This is a genomic window from Comamonas sp. JUb58 (genome assembly GCF_004364775.1).
Lineage (GTDB): Bacteria > Pseudomonadota > Gammaproteobacteria > Burkholderiales > Burkholderiaceae_C > Comamonas.
In genome coordinates, this window is sequence record NZ_SOAL01000008.1 from 194,710 (window position 1) to 214,449 (window position 19,740).

Here is a 19,740-nt window from a genome sequence, read left to right on the forward strand (position 1 = left end):
CCCAGTTTTTTTCTGAACGACCATGACAACCCTGACCGCCCATCCTCCCCAGATCAAGATCCCCGCCATCTATATGCGTGGTGGCACCAGCAAGGGGGTGTTCTTCCATGTGCCGGATTTGCCGCTGCCCGCGCAGCAGCCCGGCGCGGCGCGCGACGCCATCCTGCTGCGCACCCTGGGCAGCCCCGACCCCTATGGCAAGCAGATCGATGGCATGGGCAATGCGTCGTCCAGCACCAGCAAGGCGGTGCTGCTGGCCAGGAGCACGCAGCCGGACCATGATGTGGACTACCTCTTTGGCCAGGTCGCTATCGACAAGCCCTTTGTGGACTGGAGCGGCAACTGCGGCAACCTGTCGGCAGCGGTGGGCCCTTGCGCCATCGCGATGGGCCTGATCGACCCGGCCCGCATCCCGCAGGACGGCCTGTGCACGGTGCGCATCTGGCAGGCCAATATTGGGAAGACCATCATTGCCCAGGTACCCATCCGCAACGGAGAGGTGCAGGAGACTGGAGACTTTGAGCTGGATGGCGTGAGTTTTCCTGCCGCCGAGGTGCAGCTGGCCTTTATGGATCCTGCCGACGAGGGCGAGGATGGTGGTGCGATGTTCCCCACCGGCCAGCTGGTGGATCAGCTCGATGTGCCAGGGGTAGGCAGCTTTGCCGCCACCTTGATCAATGCGGGCATCCCGACGATCTTTCTGAACGCACAAGACCTGGGCTACACCGGCCGCGAGCTGCAGGGCGACATCAATGGCGACGCCCAGGCCTTGGCGCGGCTGGAGACCATTCGTGCCCATGGCGCGCTGAAGATGGGCCTGATCCAGGACCTGAGCGAGGCCGCCAGCCGCCAGCACACGCCCAAACTTGCCTTTGTGGCGCCGCCGGCCAGCTACACGGCATCCAGCGGCAAGGCGGTAGAGGCGCAGGACGTGGACCTGCTGGTGCGGGCACTGTCGATGGGCCTGCTGCACCACGCGATGATGGGTACGGCAGCGGTGGCGATTGGCACGGCAGCAGCAGTGCCGGGCACCCTGGTCAACCTGGCCGCCGGCGGGGGCGAGCGCAGCGCGGTGCGCTTTGGCCACCCCTCGGGCAGCCTGCGGGTGGGGGCGGAGGCATGTCTGCAGGATGGCCAGTGGATGGTGGCCAAGGCGCTGATGAGCCGCAGCGCACGCATTTTGATGGAAGGCGCCGTGCGGGTGCCGGGCGATTGTTTTTGAACAGGGGACTGTGGAATGGATACCAAGAAACTGCTGAAAGACATGGTGGCGGCACGCCGGGGCGTGCTGGTGCCGGGGGCCTTCAATGCGCTGTCGGCCAAGGTGATCGAGGACCTGGGCTTTGAGGCCATCTATGTCACGGGCGCGGGCGTGACCAATATGTGGTTTGGCATGCCAGACCAGGGCTTTATGGGGCTGGCCGAGATTGCCGACCACACGGCGCGCATTCGCGATACGGTCAGTGTGCCCTTGCTGGTGGATGCCGATACCGGCTTTGGCAATGCGCTCAATGTCTACCACACGGTGCGCACCCTGGAGCGCGCCGGCGCCGACTGCATCCAGCTGGAGGACCAGGTGGCGCCCAAGCGCTGCGGGCATTTCAACGGCAAGGAGGTGATCTCCACCGAAGAGGCGGTGAGCAAGATCAAGGCTGCCGTCGATGCCCGGCGCGACCCCAACCTGCTGATCATGGCCCGTACCGATGCGGCGGCCACCCATGGCTTTGAGGCGGCCGTGGAGCGTGCCCAGCGCTTTGCTGAAGCCGGGGCCGACATTCTGTTTGTGGAGGCCGTTACCACGGCCGAAGAGATCCGTGCGCTGCCGACCCGGCTGGCCGCCCCGCAGCTGATGAACATGGTGATTGGCGGCAAGACCCCCATTTTTGATGCAGAGCAGCTGGGCGAACTGGGCTACGGCATCGTGCTCTATGCCAATGCGGCGCTGCAGGGCGCCGTGGCCGGCATGCAGAAAACCTTGACTGTGCTGCGCGACGAGAAGGCGGTGCAGGAGTCCAGCGGTTTGGTGGCGACCTTTGCCGAGCGCCAGCGCCTGGTGGGCAAGCCGGCTTGGGATGCGCTGGAGAAGCGCTTTAGCTGATAGTTCCGTGCTGGCCGCCGCCATGCGGTGGTCATGAAACTGTCATGGCGCTGAAATTCACCAGTTTCAGTGAGGGGCAAGGGCCTGGGCTTGCGGAATAATTGCAGCACTTGGAATTTGAACGGACCCCATGCCCACCCAGATGCTCACCGCCGATCTCGCACTGCCCGCACCCGTACTGGTGGTGGAGGACAACCCGCTGGTGCGCAACCGGCTGCAGGGCCTGCTGCAGCAGCTGGGCTATAGCAGCGATGCGCTGGTGATGGCCGGCTCGCTGGCCGAAGCGCGCGCTTACCTGGCGGGCGAGGCGCACACGGTATCGCTGGTGCTGGTCGACCTGGGCCTGCCCGATGGCAGCGGTGTGGAGCTGATTGAAGAGCTGCATGCCCAGGCGCCCAACCTGCCGATGCTGGTGGTATCGGCCTGGAGCACGCAGGAGATGATCTGGGCCGCGTTGCGCGCCGGCGCCGTGGGCTATGTGCTCAAGGAGCGCGACGACATGGAGATGGCCATGGCCTTGCGCAGCGTGCTGCGCGGCGGCGCGCCCATCGACCCCTTTATTGCGCGGCGCATCATTGAGGAGCTGCCGCTGCAAGCCCCGCCTGCCGTGCAGGCGGCGGACGACCCCGGCTTGAGCGCCCGCGAACACACCATCCTGCACCTGGTGGTCGAGGGCCTGAGCAACCGCGAGATTGCCGAGCGGCTGTTTTTGTCGCGCTACACGGTCGAATCGCACATCAAGAATGTCTACCGCAAGCTGTCGGTTTCCTCGCGCACCCAGGCAGCGCAGGAAGCGCGCCGGCGCCGCCTGGTGGATTGATCCGCGCAGCGCTCAGCCCTTTCTCGCTTTTCCCGAAATCGTCTACCCATCCGATCTGGAGTGATTGACCGTGCCCCACACTTTTTTTGATGCGCCTTTGCTGATTCGAGAGAGCCTTGGTACCGAGGTCGATACGCAGACAACGCCGTATGTCTGCAACATCGGAGGGATGCCCGAATTCAAGAAAACGCTTCCTGCAGGGGTGAAGGAACTGCAGCCGGTGGCCGTCACTCCGCCGGCCGGGACTCTTGAGCCGTCTTGGGGGCGCGGTTACCAGGTCAAAGGGGCGCATACGCTGCCGCCAACGCCCAATGGTGAAGAGACCCAGATGGCGTTTGATGCCCGCGAGGTTGTCTATGAACCTCTTTGGGCCACGCGGGACGCAGCGGCTGCGTTTGGCATCACCTTGATCGAGCCGGGCCAGGGCCTGCGCATGCAAAGCCCGATCCGCCATCTGGAGAACACCCCGTTCAAGTACGGCATGTTTGCCGGCCAGCAATGCCCCTATCTGGACGATGCGCACCGCAACCAGCTGCAGCCCACGGTGTGCACCGATCTGGAGCACCATGATTTTCCGCATGTGTTCTCCTCGGTAGATCCCCAGCTTCCGCTGGTGATTTCCGTGGGGCGCTATTGGCCGCAGCGGGCTAAAATCTTTCTCGCCGATCTTTGGGTGCCGCAAGGCGTGGCCTTGTACATTCCGCCAAGGCCCAAAAATCCCTATGCGGCCTATATCGATCTGCACGGCAATCGCAATTCAGCCCTGGCCTGTTGGCGCGGTGGCACGCAAAGAAGCGTGCAGACCCTGACCTTGCTGCCCAAAGACAGCGGGTACTTCTACTGGTTCTGGAATGCGTTGCCGACGGTTCATCCTATGTTGACGTAACCCTGATACCTCTATGCTCGATACGCAGCCCCGCCTACGCACTCTGGAGCCAGACACCAACAACGGTCTTTACCAAACGCTGCTGGAATCCACCTTGGCGATTCCCTTCCGCATCGATTGGGCGAGCAAGAAGTACACCTATGTGGGGCCGCAGATCGAGGCGCTGCTGGGCTGGACGCCGGACAGCTGGCAGACGGTGAACGACTGGGCCGAGCGTATCCACCCCGACGAGCGCGACACGACCGTCAACCGCTGCGTGGGGCTGTGCCTGGCTGGCGTGGACCACGAGGCCGAATACCGCGCGCTGACCAGCGATGGCAACTTTGTCTGGGTGCGCGAGGTGGTGCATGTGCTTTGCGATGCGCAGGGCGAGACCACGGGGTTGATCGGTTTCACCTTTGACATCACCGAGCAGAAGAAAGCCGAGCAGCTGCGCGCCGAGCTGGATGCGCAGAAGGTGTCGAATGCACGCCTGCAGGAGCGCCTGAACCTGACCCATGACCTGCATGACGGGCTGGGTGGCTCCTTGGTGCACATGATTGCCGCCGTGGAGCAGGGCGGCGATGGCGGCCTGACGCGGCCCCAGGTGCTGTCCATGCTCAAGCACATCCGCGATGACCTGCGCCAGACCATCGACAGCAACTCCTCCGCCCAGGTGCGCGTGCCTGCCTCTCCGCAGGAGTGGCTGGCACCGTTGCGCCACCGCTTTGCCAATCTGTTCGATGCGCTCGACATTCGCTGCGACTGGCAGTATGCGCCCGCCTGGCGCACGCCGCCCGATGCGCTGCAGTACCTGGCGATGACGCGCCTGGTCGAAGAAGCCCTCACCAATGTGATCAAGCACAGCCAGGCGCGAAATGTGCGCCTGTCCTTCCTGCAGCCCGGGGCCGATGACCTGGTGCTGGAGATCGAGGACGATGGCGTGGGCTTTGATGTGGCCGCCGTGGACGCCTCGGGCCTGGGCATTGGCATGCGCTCGATGGCCGTGCGTATCGGCCGCGTCGGCGGTGTGCTGGAGATCGACTCCGAGCCGGGGCGCACCCTGCTGACCGCGCGGCTGGCCTTGCGGCAGTCCTAAGAACCTGTTCAAAGCACCACAACCCAAGGGCCGTACACCACGGCCCTTTTTCTTTTTGAGCGCGCGTTACGTCTAATAACTAGGGTCAACCCGAATTCGTTTATATTGTTCAGCGGTGACTGAACAATATGAATGAAGGGCGGTGGCTGTGACCCAGCAGGACAAGGCAAAAGCGGCATTGGAGGCGCGCGAGCTGTTTATCGAGCGCAATGCGATCCAGGCGGAAACGGGAGGTTTGCCCCGTATTGCAGGGCGCCTGATCGGCATTTTCTTGCTCGACGGCGGGCCCATCAGCTTTGCCGAACTGGCCGATCGCATGCAGGCCAGCCGGGCCAGCGTGAGCACCAATACCCGTTTGCTGGAGCGCCTGGGCATCATTGAGCGGGTGGCAATGCGCGGCGAGCGCCAGGATTTTTTCAGCCTGCGGGCCAATCCCTTCTTGATCGTGCTGGAGCAGAGCATTGCCGATTGCCAGCGCTTCACGACCTATGTGGACGAGTTGCTGGCAGCCAGCCCGCTGCCCGCCGACGCCACTGCGCGCCTGCAGCAGGCGCAGGATTTCCATGCGGTGACGGCCCAAACCTTGCAGGAGCTGCTGGCCAAGCTGGCCGAGCGGCAAAAACAGACGGCCGCCCAGGCGGTGCCGGCCAAGCGGAAGGCCGGCGCTGCGGCCCCGGCCCCTGCGGCTGCACCGAAAGCCCGCACAGCGCGCAGCACGGCAGCCCGCCGCAGCAGCAAAGACTGAGGTCCCCGCGATGAAACATGTTCTATGGGCCGCAGCGCCGCTGTGCCTGGCGGCTTTGTCGGGTTGCTCCTCGGTGCCGGATGCGCGTGCGCCGTCGCCGGTGGTGGCCGCGCAGTTTTCGGTCGCGCCTGCTGCGGCTGACCCTCAGGCGGCGCAGGCCACGCCGCAGCTGGATACCTGGTGGACCTTGTTTGAGCAGCCACTGCTTAACCGCCTGGTGGACCAGGCCTTGGCGGCCAGCACGGAAGTACGCATGGGCCTGGCGCGGGTGCGCGAGGCCCGGGCGCTGCGCGAAGCCGCGCTGACGCAGTACCAACCCCAAGGGGGGCTGCGCGCCAGCGGCGACCACCGCAAGGTGCAGCGCCTGGGCGGTGCATCGACGGGCGGCGTTGGCCTGGGCCGGCAAAGCAGCGCCGGGCTGGACTTGCAGGTGTCCTGGGAGCTGGATGTGCTGGGCCGGGGCGATGCGCTTTCGCGCCAGGCCGATGGCGACTATGGTGCTGCACTCTATGGCGCCTATGGCGAGCGGGCCACCTTGGTGGCCGAAGTGGCGCGCAGCATGTTTGAGGCCCAGCGCCTGACCGCCGCGCTGGCCGATGCGCAGGCGACGATCACCATTCAGACGCGGCTGCAGCAGGTGCTGGCGCGCAAGCTGGAGCGTGGCCTGGTGGCGCTGGCCGATGTGGCGCGGGTCGATGCCAGCTTGCTGGCGGCCCAGGCCAATGCGCTGGTGCTGCAATCGCAACTGGATGCCGCGCGCCGCGCCTTGCTGGTGCTGGTGGGGCAGGGCGACCAGCCCTTGTCCGCCCTGGTGCTGGACGACAGCCAGACCCAGGCGCCGGCGCTGCCGCAAGCCTTGCCGGCGGATTTGCTGGCGCGGCGCCCCGATGTGCTGCAGGCCCAGGCGCAGATGGATGCGGCCGCTGGTGGGTTGGAGCTGTCGCGCCTGGCGCTGCTGCCCAGCATCACCCTGACCCCCGGGCTGGGGCTGAACTGGCAAAAGCAGGGCGCGTCGCTCAGCACCGGGCTGTGGTCGCTGGCAGGCAACCTGGCCATGCCGGTGCTGGACCGGCCGCGCTTGCTGGCCAATGCCCGCGCCCAGGGCGCCCGCGCCGAGCAGGCGGTGATTGCCTACGAGCAGGTGGTGCAGCGCGCGTTCTCCGAAACGGACCAGGCGCTGCTGCGCATGGCGCCGGATCAGCAAAGGCTGCAGGTGCTGGCGCAGGCCGAGGCGCGCGCGCAGACCGCTTATGAAGCGGCACGCAAAGGTTATGAGGCCGGTTTTTTTGACCTGGTCGTGGTGCTGGATGCCGAGCAGGTCTACCGCGATTCGCGCGGAGGCCTGACCCAGGCGCGCGCCGAGGCGCTGGCGCATGCGGTGCAGGTGTTCCAGGCGCTGGGCGGCGGTTGGCCCCGGGATGCGCTGGGCGCCGAAACACAGAAGACGAATTGAGAGGGATGCAATGCTGCAATCAATGACAAGCGGATGGCGTGTGGGCCTAGGGCTGGGCCTGGGATCGGTGGCGCTGCTGGGGCTGCTGGCCTGCTCGGAAGGCACGGCCAACAAGGCCCCCAAAGCCGTGGCCGAGGTGGTGCGCACGGTGAGCGTGGCCCAGGTGGAGCTGCGGCCCATGGGCGGGGTACAACAGGCATCGGGCCTCTTGGTGGCGCGCGAAGAAATTGCGATTGGCCCTGAGCTGGGTGGCTACCGGGTCGCAGCATTGCTGGCCGATGAGGGCGACACGGTGCGTGCCGGCCAGCCACTGGCGCGGCTGGACGATGGCTTGCTGCAAGCCAAGATTGCCCAGGCCCAGGCCAGCCTGGTGCAGGCCCGGGCCCAGGCCAAGCAGGCCCAGGCCGAATCGGCGCGGGTCGAAGGACTGGACGGCCAGGGCGTGCTGTCGGACGAGCAGATCCAGCAGCGGCGCACGGCCGCAGCCAGCGCCAATGCAAATGCTGATGTGGCCGCTGCCAACCTGGCCGGGCTGCGGGTGGAGGCCGAGCGCATGGTGCTGCGCGCGCCTGTGGCCGGCGTGGTGCTGCAGCGCAATGTGCGCCGGGGCGATGTGGCCAGCTCGGGCGGCGAAGCGATGTTCCGCCTGGCGCGGGACGGCATGGTGGAGCTGGCCGCCGAGGTGCCCGAGGACCAGGTGGACCGCATCCAGCCCGGGAACAAGGTGGCCGTGACCCTGGCTTCGGGCGTTGAGCTGGAGGGCCAGGTGCGCCTGCTGTCGCGCCGGGTGGACGACAAGACCAAGCTGGCCCAGGTGCGCGTGGTGCTGCCGGTGCGGGCCGATCTGCGCCCGGGCGGTTTTGCCCAGGCGCGTTTTGCGCAGGCCGCTGCACCGGTGGCCGCCGTGCCGGAAAAAGCCATCCACTTTGAAGCCGGTGGCCCGCAACTGGCCACCATCGATGCCGACAGCCGCATCCGCAAGCTGCCGGTGAGCCTGGGTGCCCGCGCCCAGGGCTGGGTGGCCTTGCGCGATGGCCCGCCGGTGGGCACCCGCCTGGCCTTGGGCGGTGGCGCCTTTGTGCTGGATGGGGACCGGGTACAGGTCAGCACGGCGGTCAAACCGGCGGTAGAGCCTGCTAAGGCGGCAGACAATGCTGCAGCGGCCGGAGGCCAGCCATGAAGCTGCGTATCTCCGCCTGGTCCATCCAGAACCCGATCCCCGTGGTGGTGCTGTTCATCGCCATCATGGTGGCCGGCCTGATGGCCTACCGGGTCATGCCGATCAAGCTCTACCCGGATGTGTCCTTTCCCATCGTGCAGGTGGCAGTGGCCTTGCCCAGCGCGGCAGCGACCGAGGTGGAAACCCAGGTCACCCGCGTGGTGGAGGACGGCGTGGCCAATGTGGCCCGGGTCAAGCATGTGATCTCTACCGTTACCCAGGGTATGTCGCTGACCTTGGTGGAGTTCGAGATCGGGCTGGACCCGCAGCGGGCCGTGGACGAGGTGCGGGCCGCCATTGACCGGGTGCGTGCCAATCTGCCGGCCAGCATTGAGCCGCCGATTGTGGAGCGCCTGGATTTTGATGCGCTGCCCTTGCTGACCTATGCAGTATCGGCGCCGGGCATGGACGATGTGGAGCTGAACTGGTTCATCGAGGACGTGGTGGCGCGCAAGCTGGTGGCGCAGCCGGGGGTGGGCCAGGTGACCCAGGTCGGCGGCGTGGCGCGCGATATCACCGTGACCCTGGACCCTGCCCGCTTGCAGGCATTGGGCCTGACGGCCGTGGCCGTGAACGATGCGCTGCGTGCCCACAACCTGGATGCATCGGGCGGCCGTACGCAGATTGGCGCGCAGGAGCAGCAGGTGCGTATCCTCGCTGCAGCCCCCTCGGTACAGGAGCTGGAGCAGCTGGTGATTGCTACGCGCGACGGCCGCCATTTGCGGCTGGGCGATGTGGCCACCGTGGCCAGCGGCGCCAGCGACCGGCGCGGTTTTGCGGCCTTGAATGGCGAGGCGGTGGTGGGCTTTCAGGTGATGAAGACCAAGGCCGCGTCGGACGTGGATGTGGAAACGGCGGTGGCCAAGGCGGTGGCGACCCTGGCCAAGGAGCAGCCGGGTGTCTCCTTCCAGCTGGTGTCATCGGGTGCGAAGAACACGCGCGAGAGCTTTGATGCCACGGTGGCGACCTTGCTTGAAGGCATGCTGCTGGCGGCGGTGGTCGTCTTCATGTTCCTGCGCGACTGGCGCGCGACGGTGATTGCCGCCGTGGCCATGCCGATCTCTCTGATCCCCACGTTTGCGGTGATCCACTGGCTGGGCTATTCGCTCAATATGCTGTCCTTGCTGGCGCTGACCTTGGTGATTGGCGTGCTGGTCGATGACGCCATCGTCGAGGTGGAGAACATCCAGAAGCGGGTGCAGGCGGGGGCATCGCCCTGGCGTGCATCGATGGAGGGGGCGGACGCGATTGGCCTGGCGGTGGTGGCCACGACCCTGGCCATTGCGGTGGTGTTTTTGCCGGTCGCCTTTATGGGCGGCTATGCCGGGCCATATTTCCGCGAGTTTGGGGTGACGGTGGCCGTGTCGGTGATGTTCTCGCTGCTGGTGGCGCGCCTCTTGTCGCCGCTGATGTGCGCCTATTTGCTCAAGCCCTCGGCGCAGCCCCATCCGCACAAGCCCTTTGTGGGCCGCTACCGCCGGCTGCTGGAATGGGCGCTGGCGCACCGCTGGCTGTCGCTGACGGCCGGGGTGCTGATTTTTGTCGGCTCGCTGATGCTGGCCTCGCTACTGCCCACCGGCTTTGCGCCCAAGGGCGATGGCGGCACGGTGCAGATCAGCCTGCAAGGCGCGCCGGGCGCCACCACGGAAGACATGCGCGCCTCGGCCGCCAGCCTGACGCGTTTGCTGCGCCAGCAAGGCGATGTGCAGGATGTGTTTGTCAGCGTGGGCAGCAGCCAGCGCGATGGCGACCCGCGCAAGGGCAGCGTGATTGTGCAGCTGAAATCGCCGCGCTCGATGACGACCAAGGCCTTCCAGGACCATATGCGGCCGCTGCTGCTGCAGGTGCCGGATGTGCGGCTGAGCTACAGCGAAAGCGAGGGCGGTGGCACGCAGAACCTGCAGGTGATCCTGGGTGGCCATGATGGCGACCTGCTGCGGCGCACGGCCGCCGATGCCGAGCGCGAGCTGCGCAGCCTGCCGATGCTGGCCAATGTGCACCAGGTGGCGCCCAACCCGGGCCCCGAGCTGGTGATACGGCTCAAGCCCGATGCCGCCGCGCGCCTGGGCGTTACCCCTGATGTGGTAGCCGAGGTGGCACGCATGGCCAGCATGGGTGATCTGGATGCGACGGCCTCCAAGTTCAACACTGGGCGCCAGCGCCTGTCAGTGCGGGTGCGCTTGCCGCAGGATGCCTTGCGCGACCTGGACGCCATTGGCGCGCTGCGGGTGCCCACGGGGCAGGGCGGCACGGTGCCTTTGTCGGCGGTGGCGGACATGCATTTCCAGGTGGGTGAATCGCATATCGACCGCTTTGACCGCGAGCGCCGCATCACTTTGGAGGCCGAGGTGAATGGCGTGTCGCTGGGCCAGGCCAATGCGGCCGTGGATGCGCTGCCGTTCTTGAAGCACCTGCCCGAGGGTGTATCGCGCCCGCTCTATGGCGATGCCGAAGGCATGCAGGAGCTGTTTGCCAGCTTTGGCCTGGCCATCATGGCGGGGGTGGGGCTGATCTTTGGCGTGCTGATTCTGCTGTTCCGCAGCTTTGTCAAACCGGTGGTCATTCTGGCGGCGCTGCCGCTGTCCTTGGCGGGCGCCTTTCTGGCCTTGCTGGCGACGGGTGGGGAGCTGAACCTGCCGGTGCTGATTGGCTTGCTGATGCTGATGGGCCTGGCGGCCAAGAATTCCATCCTGCTGGTGGAGCATGCGGTAGAGGCCGAGCGCATGGGCAAGAGCCAGACGGAGGCCCTGCTGGAAGCCGCGCATGAGCGGACCCGGCCCATCATCATGACGACGATTGCGATGGCCATGGGCATGCTGCCGACGGCGCTGGGCGTGAGCAGCGGCTCGGAGTTTCGTCAGCCGCTGGCCGTCGCCGTCATCGGCGGGCTGGTGTCGTCCACGGCGCTGTCGCTGGTGCTGGTGCCGGTGGTCTATGCGGTGATGGATGATTTCGAGAATTGGTTGCGGCCCAAGCTGGCCCGCTGGGTCACCTTGCCGAGTGCCGAAGAGCAGCAGGCGCTGGAGACCCAGCCATAAGCGCGGCTGACAAGCCGCCCCGGCCGGCCCCGATGCGGGGGCTGCGCCGGGCAACAAAAAGCCCGCTTATTTTGATAGCGGGCTGTTTTTCACAAGCTGGAGTCCTTCCAATTGGGGACGGTGATGGGGCTGGTGAGTTGGTCAATCTTGGCGTCGATCAGCATCATCTTGGCGTGCTCGGGCGTTCCTTCCTGTGGGTTCTGCATCAATAGACTGGCACCTTCGGCTTTGAGCTGTTCGAGGTAATCGTCTTTGGCAGCAACCTCCTGCTTTCGTTGCGACACGGCATACCTTCCTGTCAGGGCCACATAAACGGGCTCCAACATGGACAGCTTAGTACGAAAGCAAGATTTATCCTATAGATGCATTTGAATATCCGATGATGTTACGGATTGGAACATTAGGTAGTGAGGGGCAATACGCGCCAAATTGATCTAGTTGGCCGGGTGTTTGCTGCCCTTTGGGCGGCCATCCGTGGCGCGCGCATCGGTATCGACGAGGCCCCGCTTCAAATCGGCATGGGCTTGGGCAATTTCGGGTGAAGGCTGCTTGCTGGTCTCTCCCACCGACTGGTCCTTTTCATGCGGCATCTTGGCCTGGCTGCCCGGGTCATGGGGCTGCTGCTTGCGGGTGGTGTTGATCTTGGTTTCCTCGCTGGCAGGCGGGTTGGTTTTGTCGGGGGCTTGGTCTGGCATGGATCCTCCAGGTTCGTGGAACTCAGGATGCATGGTCGCCCAGGCCAGGACAGGTGCGTGTAGGAAAACCGGGGGCAGCGGCTGTGCGCCAATGCATGGTCTTGCGCAGCGGCTGCCATTACGGCTGCCATTACCAAGACCCTTGCACGCAGATCCGGGCCGCTTTCCTACATGGCGCTAGTTTGTCTTTCTATAAGGTAATAGCCAGAGCACATTTTGGGCTTCCCTACAAGAAAGGAACAAGTATGTTTTTCAAGAAGCGACCCGTCAGCCTCTCCGACGTGAAGGGCGATGTCGACCAGCTGGTGGGCGATGTGCGCGCACTGCTCTCCGTCAAGGAGTTCGACGCGATCCCCGAAATCAAGCGCATCCGTGAGCGCATGGATGAAGGCATGGGTATCGCCCGTGACTCCGCTGCCCGTGCCATCGAACAAACTAAGCACACCGCCGCATGCACCGACAAGTACGCGCATGACGAGCCCTGGCACATCGCCGGGGCGGCGCTGGCCATTGGTGTGGTGCTGGGCTACGCGGCCTGCCGTCGTTGATCGCCGAATGCAGGGGGCGGGCGATGCCGCCCCCTTGATGAACGCAAAAAACTGCCGTGACCGAATATAGTCACGGCAGTTTTTTTTGCGGCTCTGTAACTGGCTTCAAGGATGCAGCATCAACGGCCGGGGTTGGCGAGCGGGATCTCGCTGCGCGCTGGCGCGATCGGGGTCAAGGGCTGGTCGGTTGATGTAGCAGGGGGCGCTTCCACCCGTTTGACCTGCGCATCCTGCTGGGCCTTGCGGTAGGCAGCCTCGGCATCCTTCTTGCAGATGCCGATGGCATCACCGCGCATCTCATTGCAGCGCTCCTTGGCCACGCGGTAGTCCGCCTCAGCCCTGGCTACGCGCACCTGGTAGTTGTGGTCGGCATCGCCCAGTAGCTTGGCGTCGCGCTCAGCCTGGGCGACCCGCTGGATGCCCTTGGCATCCTCACTGCAGATATCTCTGTCGTTGCCCTGCAAGGTCTGGCAATGGGCCATGGCGGCGGCGTATTGGGCGGCGATGCGGTCCGTTTCTGCACGGATTTCCTCATTGCTCATTGCAGACACGGTGGCAGCGGCCCACAGGCTCACCAGCGCCAGCGCGACTTTGGGCAAAAAAGAGGTGTTTACCTTCGTTATCAGCATGCGTCCATGCTAGGAGAAAGGCGGGCGCAAGCCTGACGGCAGCATCAGCCATCTGCCGTAGGACGAGTCGCGCCCACTGCTGTGCCATGACGCCAGAGATATGCCCGCAGGTTATAGCTGCTAGGCCGCTATACCGGTGGCTCTTTGCGGTCTGTGTCTCCAGAATGGATGCCAACAGAACACTGAGGGAACCATCCATGCCAACAGCGATTCCTTGCCTGCTGATGCGGGGCGGCACCTCCAAGGGGGCCTTCTTCAACGCCGTCCATCTGCCCCAGGATGTGGCCACGCGTGACCGGGTACTGCTGGCGGCCATGGGGTCCCCCGACCGCCGTCAGATTGATGGCATCGGCGGCGGGCATCCGCTGACCAGCAAGATTGGCATTGTCAGCAAATCGGCGCAAGCAGGGGTGCATCTGGAATTTCTGTTTGCCCAGGTGCAGCCCGATCGGGACACGGTCGACACCCGCCCCAACTGCGGCAATATGTTGGCCGCTGCAGTACCTTTTGCGCTGGCCACGGGCATGCTCCAGGCCCAAGGCCACACGGCCACCTTCCGCGTACTTGCACGCAATACCGGCATGCTGGCCGACATCACGTTGCCGCTGTCCGCCGGCCAGCTGATCGATGGCGGCGACGCCTGCATCGATGGTGTACCGGGTACTGCCGCAGCCATCGAGATCTGCTTTCTGGAAACGGCTGGATCGGTGTGCAAGCGCCTGCTGCCCACCGGCAATTCGCGTGAGCGGATCAACGTGACCGGTGAGGGCTTTGAACCTTTCAGCCTGGAGGTGACCTGCATCGACAACGGCATGCCGCTGGTGATCTTCAAGGCGGCTGACCTGGGTGCCAGCGGCTATGAGTCTGTTGCTGAACTTGACGCCAACACCGAGCTGCGCCGCCGGGTAGAGGCGCTGCGCTTGCAGGCAGCGCAAGTAATGGGTCTGGGCAATGTTTCCGCCAAGAACTATCCCAAGATGACCATGGTGGCGGCGCCCCGGCAAGGCGGCGCGATCTGCACGCGCAGCTTTATCCCCCATGTTTGCCACGAGAGTATCGGCGTTTTGGCTGCCGTCACGGTCGGTACCGCCATCCACTTGCCGGGCTCTATTTGCGAAGGCATCGCCCAGCGGCAAGCCGGCGCTGCGGTGGAGACCATCGCCATCGAACATCCCTCGGGGCTGATGTCGGTCACGCTGAGCCGCAGCGCGTCGCAGCCCGATGAGCCGCCCCAGGTGGCCTTGCTGCGCACCGCGCGGGTGCTGATGCGCGGGGAGGTGATGGTGCCCAGCGCTGTCTGGGAAGGGGCCGCATGATGCGGCGCCACACGATGCCCCGCCGCGCAGCCCGCGCGATGGCTTGCAACACACAGGGAGTGAACCCGCATGATCATTGATGTCCATGGTCATTACACGACCGCTCCAGCGGCCCTGGGTCATTGGCGTGACCTGCAAATGGCTGCCATCAAAGACTCGCGTAATACGCCCCGGGCTGCGGATCTGCGCATCAGCGATGACGAGATCCGCGAGACGATCGAGAACAACCAGCTCAAGCTGATGCGCGAGCGCGGCCTGGATCTGACGTTGTTCAGCCCGCGTGCCAGCTTCATGGCCCACCACATCGGCGATTTTGAAACCTCAAGCGCCTGGGCGGAGGTTTGCAATGAACTCTGCTTTCGCGTCAGCGAGCTGTTCCCCGCGCACTTTGTGCCCGCCGCGATGCTGCCGCAATCCCCGGGTGTGGATCCCCGTAGCTGCATTACCGAGCTGGTCCGTTGTGTGGAGCAGTACGGCAATGTGGCCATCAACCTCAACCCCGATCCGTCCGGCGGGCATTGGACGGCACCGCCGTTGTCCGACCGCTCCTGGTCCCCCATCTACGAAAAGATGGTGGAGTACGACATTCCCGCCATGGTGCATGTCTCCACCAGCTGCAATGCCTGCTTTCACACCACGGGCGCGCACTACCTCAATGCGGACACGACGGCCTTCATGCAGTGTCTGGACAGTGATCTGTTCAAGGATTTTCCCAGCTTGCGCTTTCTGATCCCCCATGGCGGTGGGGCGGTGCCCTACCACTGGGGGCGTTTCCGGGGCCTGGCACAGGCGCTGAACAAGCCGTTGCTGGAGGAGCACCTGCTCCAGAACGTGTTTTTTGACACCTGCGTTTACCACCAGGCCGGCATTGACCTGCTGACCCGCGTTCTGCCTACCAAGAACATTCTGTTTGCCAGCGAGATGGTGGGTGCGGTGCGCGGCATCGATCCGCAAACTGGCCACCACTTTGACGACACCAAACGCTACATCGAGGCAACGCCCCATCTCAGCCACGAAGAGCGCCGGCAGGTTTACGAAGGCAACGCGCGCCGCGTGTTTCCGCGTCTGGATGCCGTACTTCGCAATCAGGGGCGGTAGAGCGCCCACCATGGACAAGGAAATGCTTATGTATGAACTCGGCGTTGTTTACCGCCACATCCAGCGTGCAGATCGTGCTGCTGCCGATGGGTTGGCATCTTTAGGATCGGCCACCGTGCATGAGGCCATGGGCCGCGTGGGCTTGCTGCGGCCGGCGCTGCGTCCCATCGCCGCTGGTCAGCAGGTCTCCGGGACAGCCGTCACCGTGCTGCTGCAGCCGGGCGACAACTGGATGCTGCATGTGGCTGCCGAGCAAATCCAGCCGGGTGACGTCGTCGTGGCGGCGGTGACTTCGCCCTGCAGCGATGGCTATTTTGGTGATCTGCTGGCCACCAGCTTCCAGGCGCGTGGCGCCCGTGGCCTGGTGATTGATGCCGGTGTCCGTGATACCAAGACTTTGCAGGAGATGGGTTTCCCGGTCTGGAGCCGAACCGTTTCCTCCAAGGGCACGATCAAGGCCACGCTGGGGTCTGTCAACATCCCCATTGTGTGTGGCGGCATGTGGGTGACCCCAGGGGATGTGATGGTGGCTGACGACGACGGAGTGGTTTGCGTTCCCGCAGCCAGGGCCATGAAGACCTTGGAGACCGCACTGGAACGTGAGCGGCTGGAGGCAGCCAAGCGGGTGCAGTTGGCGGCGGGTGTCCTGGGTCTGGATCTGTACCAGATGCGCGCCCCGCTGGCAGGCTCCGGCCTGCGCTATATCGACTGAGGAGGGCGGCACGATGTCCTTTCCCCACAAAACCCCCGGCTGGTTGGACTGGCATCCTTGGCCTGAAAAGCCCCGTTTGGCCTTGCCGCCCGGCGCGGTGGATGCGCATTGCCATGTGTTTGGCCCGGCGGCTGAGTTCCCCTTTGCGCCTGAGCGCAAGTACACCCCATGTGATGCCAGCAAGCAGCAGCTTTTTGCGCTGCGAGACCATCTGGGCTTTGCGCGCAATGTGATTGTGCAGGCCACCTGCCATGGTGCGGACAACCGGGCCATGGTCGACGCCTGCAAGGCGTCTGGCGGCAAGGCCCGGGGCGTGGCTACGGTCACGCGCCATGTCAGCGACCAGGAGCTGCAGGGGTTGCATCTGGCCGGCGTGCGGGGCGTGCGCTTCAACTTTGTCAAACGGCTGGTGGACGTGACACCGCAAGATGAGCTGCAGGAGATTGCTGAGCGCATTGCTAACCTGGGCTGGCATGTGGTGGTCTATTTTGAAGCGGAAGACTTGCCAGATCTGTGGCACTTCTTCAGCCGCCTGCCGACCCCTGTTGTGGTTGACCACATGGGGCGCCCGGATGTCAGCAAACCCGCGCATGGGCCCGAGTTTGGCCTGTTTCTGCAGCTGATGCAGGAGCACGACAACATCTGGTGCAAGGTCAGCTGCCCGGAGCGTCTGTCGCTGACCGGCCCACAGGCTCTGCAAGGCGAGCAGCGCGCTTACCAGGATGTCGTCCCTTTCGCGCGCCGGGTGGTTGAGGCATTTCCCACCCGCGTGCTTTGGGGGACGGATTGGCCACACCCCAATCTGAAGGGCCATATGCCCGATGACGGACTTTTGGTGGATTTCATCGCCCAAATCGCCCCCACGCCGGCACTACAGCAGCAATTGCTGGTGGACAACCCGCTGCGCCTGTACTGGCCTGAGGACGCATGAGGTCATTGACGAAATCCGTATCTGTCCACTGCTTAGATGCAGGCCAGGAACCAATAACAGACATGGAAAGAAAAATATGGCTTTGGAAAAACCCTATCTCGATGTGCCCGGCACTGTCATTTTTGATGCGGACCAGTCACGCATGGGTTACTGGCTCAACCAGTTTTGCATGTCCTTGATGAAGGCCGAGAACCGTGAACGCTTCAAGGCGGACGAGCGGGCCTATCTTGACGAATGGGAGATGACCGAAGAGCAACGGCAGGCGGTAATGGCCCGGGATCTGAACTGGTGCATACGCACGGGAGGCAATATCTATTTTTTGGTCAAGATCGGCGCCACCGATGGCAAGAGCTTTCAGCAAATGGCGGGATCGATGACGGGGATGAGTGAAGACGCATACCGCGCAATGATGATTGCTGGTGGCCGCTCGGTGGAGGGAAATCGGTTTATGCACGAGGACGCTGGCACAACTGCCCAATCCATCGGTGGCGACAAGGAGGTGATCTGAAATGGCTCGTATCAGCGCATCGGTCTATACCTCCCATGTCCCCGCCATTGGCGTGGCCATTGACCAGGGCAAGACCCAGGAAGCCTATTGGAAGCCGCTCTTCAAAGGCTATGAATTCTCGCGCCAGTGGATGCGTGACAACCTACCTGATGTCATCTTTTTGATCTACAACGACCATGCCACAGCCTTCAGTCTGGACCTGATTCCCACTTTTGCGATAGGCACTGCGGCAAGCTACCAACCTGCTGATGAAGGCTGGGGGCCACGTCCGGTGCCACCAGTGGCCGGCCATCCAGAGCTGGCATCCCATATCGCGCAGTCGGTGATACAGCAGGACTTTGACCTCACCATCGTCAACCAGATGGACGTGGACCATGGGCTGACGGTGCTGTTGTCATTGATGTGCGGAGAGCAACCCGCGGAGGGTGCCTGGCCTTGTCCGGTGATTCCCTTTGCGGTGAATGTGGTGCAGTACCCCGTGCCCTCGGGCCAGCGCTGCTTCAATCTGGGCCGTGCGATCCGCAAGGCGGTCGAGAGCTTTGACGAGGACCTCAACGTACAGATCTGGGGGACGGGAGGCATGAGCCACCAGCTGCAAGGTGCACGTGCCGGGCTGATCAACCAGGAGTGGGACAACTGCTTTCTCGACCAGCTCATCCACCACCCTGCGACCTTGGCCAAGGTGCCCCATATCGACTATGTGCGCGAGGCGGGCTCGGAGGGTATTGAGCTGGTGATGTGGCTGATTGCCCGTGGCGCCATGGCTGATGTGGCGGACCCCGCGAGGCTGCCCACAGTCAAACACCGCTTCTACCATGTGCCGGCCTCCAACACGGCCGTTGGCCACCTGATTCTAGAGAACGGTTGAGAGATGTTGATGTCTTCGATTTTCGGTATGCACAGCTCGGGCGCTGACCTGGGCACTCAGATCCTTTGGAGCTTGTTATGACACTTCGCACCCTCAAAGTGGCGCTCGCCGGAGCGGGCGCCTTTGGTCTAAAGCATCTGGATGGTATCGAGCATATTCCCGGGATCCAGGTGGTCTCGTTGGTGGATCCGGACCTGTCCAAAGCGCGCCAGGTGGCTGAGCAATATGGCATTGGACATGTCGCCACCAACCTGCAGGACAGCCTGGCGGGGCCGGAGGTGGATGCGGTGATTCTGTGTACGCCCACGCAGATGCACGCCAGCCAGGCTCGACAGTGTCTGCTGGCCGGCAAGCATGTGCAGGTAGAGATTCCGCTGGCGGACCGGCTGGAAGAGGCATTGGCGGTGGTGGAATTGCAAAAATCCAGTGGCCTTGTTGCGATGTGTGGGCACACCCGCCGGTTCAACCCTAGCCACCAGTGGATACAGCAAAGGGTGCAGGCGGGCAAGTTCAAGCTCCAGCAAATGGATGTGCAGACCTACTTCTTTCGCCGCAGCAATATGAATGCGCTGGGCCAGCCGCGAAGCTGGACCGACCATCTGCTGTGGCACCATGCCGCGCACACGGTGGACCTGTTTGCCCACCAGGCGGATAGCCCCATCGTGCAAGCCCATGCGGTGCAAGGCCCAAAGCACCCGGAACTGGGAATTGCGATGGATATCGGTATTGTGCTCAAGGCAGCAAGCGGTGCCATCTGCACCTTGAGTCTGTCTTTCAACAATGACGGGCCATTGGGTACCTTCTTTCGCTATATCGGCGATACCGGCACTTATATTGCGCGCTACGATGAGCTGGTCAATGGCAAGGACGAAGCGATTGATGTATCCGAGGTGGATGTATCGATGAACGGCATTGAATTGCAGGACCGCGAGTTTTTTGCTGCGATTCGAGAAGGGCGACATCCCAGGTCGAGCATCACGCAGGTGCTGCCTTGCTACCAGGTTCTGCATGCGCTGGAGCAGCAGTTGCAGTAACATCAGCTCGACGCGTTGTTGACCGCCCGCCCCAGTTCCAGCGGGCGGTTTTGGTTTTTGAGGA

20 protein-coding genes are annotated in these 19,740 nt (G+C 63.9%); 17 read left to right on the forward strand and 3 right to left on the reverse strand.

Going from position 1 to position 19,740, the window contains the following annotated elements:
• The first annotated feature begins 22 nt into the window (after window positions 1–22).
• The 9 genes from prpF to EDF71_RS10845 all read left to right on the forward strand — a co-directional run bounded on the left by prpF (window position 23) and on the right by EDF71_RS10845 (window position 11,337).
• Window positions 23–1,222 (forward strand): 2-methylaconitate cis-trans isomerase PrpF, encoded by a 1,200-nt coding sequence (prpF, locus tag EDF71_RS10805; protein WP_133856588.1) that lies wholly within the window; start codon window positions 23–25, stop codon window positions 1,220–1,222.
• Between the two features lie 15 nt (window positions 1,223–1,237).
• Window positions 1,238–2,098 (forward strand): isocitrate lyase/phosphoenolpyruvate mutase family protein, encoded by an 861-nt coding sequence (locus EDF71_RS10810; protein WP_133856589.1) that lies wholly within the window; start codon window positions 1,238–1,240, stop codon window positions 2,096–2,098.
• A gap of 130 nt (window positions 2,099–2,228) precedes the next feature.
• Complete coding sequence (locus tag EDF71_RS10815; RefSeq protein ID WP_133856590.1) at window positions 2,229–2,918, forward strand: response regulator transcription factor; 690 nt, start codon at window positions 2,229–2,231, stop codon at window positions 2,916–2,918.
• 70 nt (window positions 2,919–2,988) lie between these two features.
• Complete coding sequence (locus tag EDF71_RS10820) at window positions 2,989–3,804, forward strand: hypothetical protein (protein ID WP_133856591.1); 816 nt, start codon at window positions 2,989–2,991, stop codon at window positions 3,802–3,804.
• A 13-nt stretch (window positions 3,805–3,817) separates the two neighbouring features.
• Window positions 3,818–4,882 carry a PAS domain-containing protein gene (locus EDF71_RS10825; protein WP_133856592.1) on the forward strand — a complete coding sequence of 355 codons (1,065 nt, stop codon included), beginning with the start codon at window positions 3,818–3,820 and terminating at the stop codon, window positions 4,880–4,882.
• A 142-nt stretch (window positions 4,883–5,024) separates the two neighbouring features.
• Entirely contained in the window at window positions 5,025–5,627 is a 603-nt protein-coding gene (locus EDF71_RS10830) for a transcriptional regulator (RefSeq protein WP_166656513.1), read from the forward strand.
• A 10-nt stretch (window positions 5,628–5,637) separates the two neighbouring features.
• Window positions 5,638–7,080 carry a TolC family protein gene (locus EDF71_RS10835; protein WP_133856594.1) on the forward strand — a complete coding sequence of 481 codons (1,443 nt, stop codon included), beginning with the start codon at window positions 5,638–5,640 and terminating at the stop codon, window positions 7,078–7,080.
• A gap of 22 nt (window positions 7,081–7,102) precedes the next feature.
• Complete coding sequence (locus EDF71_RS10840) at window positions 7,103–8,260, forward strand: efflux RND transporter periplasmic adaptor subunit (RefSeq protein WP_166656514.1); 1,158 nt, start codon at window positions 7,103–7,105, stop codon at window positions 8,258–8,260.
• Window positions 8,257–11,337 (forward strand): efflux RND transporter permease subunit, encoded by a 3,081-nt coding sequence (locus EDF71_RS10845; RefSeq protein ID WP_133856596.1) that lies wholly within the window; start codon window positions 8,257–8,259, stop codon window positions 11,335–11,337. Before EDF71_RS10840 ends, EDF71_RS10845 begins: the two co-directional genes overlap by 4 nt.
• Before the next feature lie 89 nt (window positions 11,338–11,426).
• On the opposite strand, the gene EDF71_RS10850 is transcribed toward EDF71_RS10845, so the two are convergent.
• Both EDF71_RS10850 and EDF71_RS10855 read right to left on the reverse strand, forming a co-directional pair.
• Entirely contained in the window at window positions 11,427–11,621 is a 195-nt protein-coding gene (locus tag EDF71_RS10850) for a hypothetical protein (protein ID WP_133856597.1), read from the reverse strand.
• A gap of 150 nt (window positions 11,622–11,771) precedes the next feature.
• Window positions 11,772–12,032: a hypothetical protein gene (locus EDF71_RS10855; protein WP_133856598.1), complete on the reverse strand. Its 261-nt coding sequence runs from the start codon at window positions 12,030–12,032 to the stop codon at window positions 11,772–11,774.
• 245 nt (window positions 12,033–12,277) lie between these two features.
• Between EDF71_RS10855 and EDF71_RS10860 the strand changes: the two genes are divergently transcribed.
• On the forward strand, window positions 12,278–12,580 hold the full coding sequence (locus EDF71_RS10860; protein ID WP_133856599.1) for a DUF883 family protein: 303 nt from the start codon (window positions 12,278–12,280) through the stop codon (window positions 12,578–12,580).
• Between the two features lie 119 nt (window positions 12,581–12,699).
• Here EDF71_RS10860 and EDF71_RS10865 read toward each other — a convergent pair whose 3' ends face one another.
• Window positions 12,700–13,209 (reverse strand): hypothetical protein, encoded by a 510-nt coding sequence (locus EDF71_RS10865; protein WP_133856600.1) that lies wholly within the window; start codon window positions 13,207–13,209, stop codon window positions 12,700–12,702.
• A gap of 197 nt (window positions 13,210–13,406) precedes the next feature.
• Here EDF71_RS10865 and EDF71_RS10870 point away from each other — a divergent pair, with 197 nt between their 5' ends.
• The 7 genes from EDF71_RS10870 to EDF71_RS10900 all read left to right on the forward strand — a co-directional run bounded on the left by EDF71_RS10870 (window position 13,407) and on the right by EDF71_RS10900 (window position 19,676).
• Window positions 13,407–14,525, forward strand: a complete 1,119-nt coding sequence (locus tag EDF71_RS10870; protein WP_133856601.1) for a 4-oxalomesaconate tautomerase — start codon at window positions 13,407–13,409, stop codon at window positions 14,523–14,525.
• Window positions 14,526–14,594: 69 nt separating this feature from the next.
• Entirely contained in the window at window positions 14,595–15,623 is a 1,029-nt protein-coding gene (locus tag EDF71_RS10875) for an amidohydrolase family protein (protein ID WP_133856602.1), read from the forward strand.
• 28 nt (window positions 15,624–15,651) lie between these two features.
• Window positions 15,652–16,335, forward strand: coding sequence for a 4-carboxy-4-hydroxy-2-oxoadipate aldolase/oxaloacetate decarboxylase (gene ligK, locus EDF71_RS10880; protein WP_133856603.1), 684 nt, complete (start codon window positions 15,652–15,654; stop codon window positions 16,333–16,335).
• 13 nt (window positions 16,336–16,348) lie between these two features.
• Window positions 16,349–17,266 (forward strand): amidohydrolase family protein, encoded by a 918-nt coding sequence (locus EDF71_RS10885; protein WP_133856604.1) that lies wholly within the window; start codon window positions 16,349–16,351, stop codon window positions 17,264–17,266.
• Between the two features lie 76 nt (window positions 17,267–17,342).
• Window positions 17,343–17,774, forward strand: coding sequence for a protocatechuate 4,5-dioxygenase subunit alpha (ligA, locus tag EDF71_RS10890; RefSeq protein WP_133856605.1), 432 nt, complete (start codon window positions 17,343–17,345; stop codon window positions 17,772–17,774).
• A 1-nt stretch (window position 17,775) separates the two neighbouring features.
• Entirely contained in the window at window positions 17,776–18,642 is an 867-nt protein-coding gene (locus EDF71_RS10895; RefSeq protein WP_133856606.1) for a class III extradiol dioxygenase subunit beta, read from the forward strand.
• A 77-nt stretch (window positions 18,643–18,719) separates the two neighbouring features.
• The gene (locus EDF71_RS10900; protein ID WP_133856607.1) at window positions 18,720–19,676 is read left to right on the forward strand and encodes a Gfo/Idh/MocA family oxidoreductase; all 957 of its coding nucleotides are present in this window, start codon (window positions 18,720–18,722) and stop codon (window positions 19,674–19,676) included.
• Window positions 19,677–19,740 lie beyond the last annotated feature (64 nt).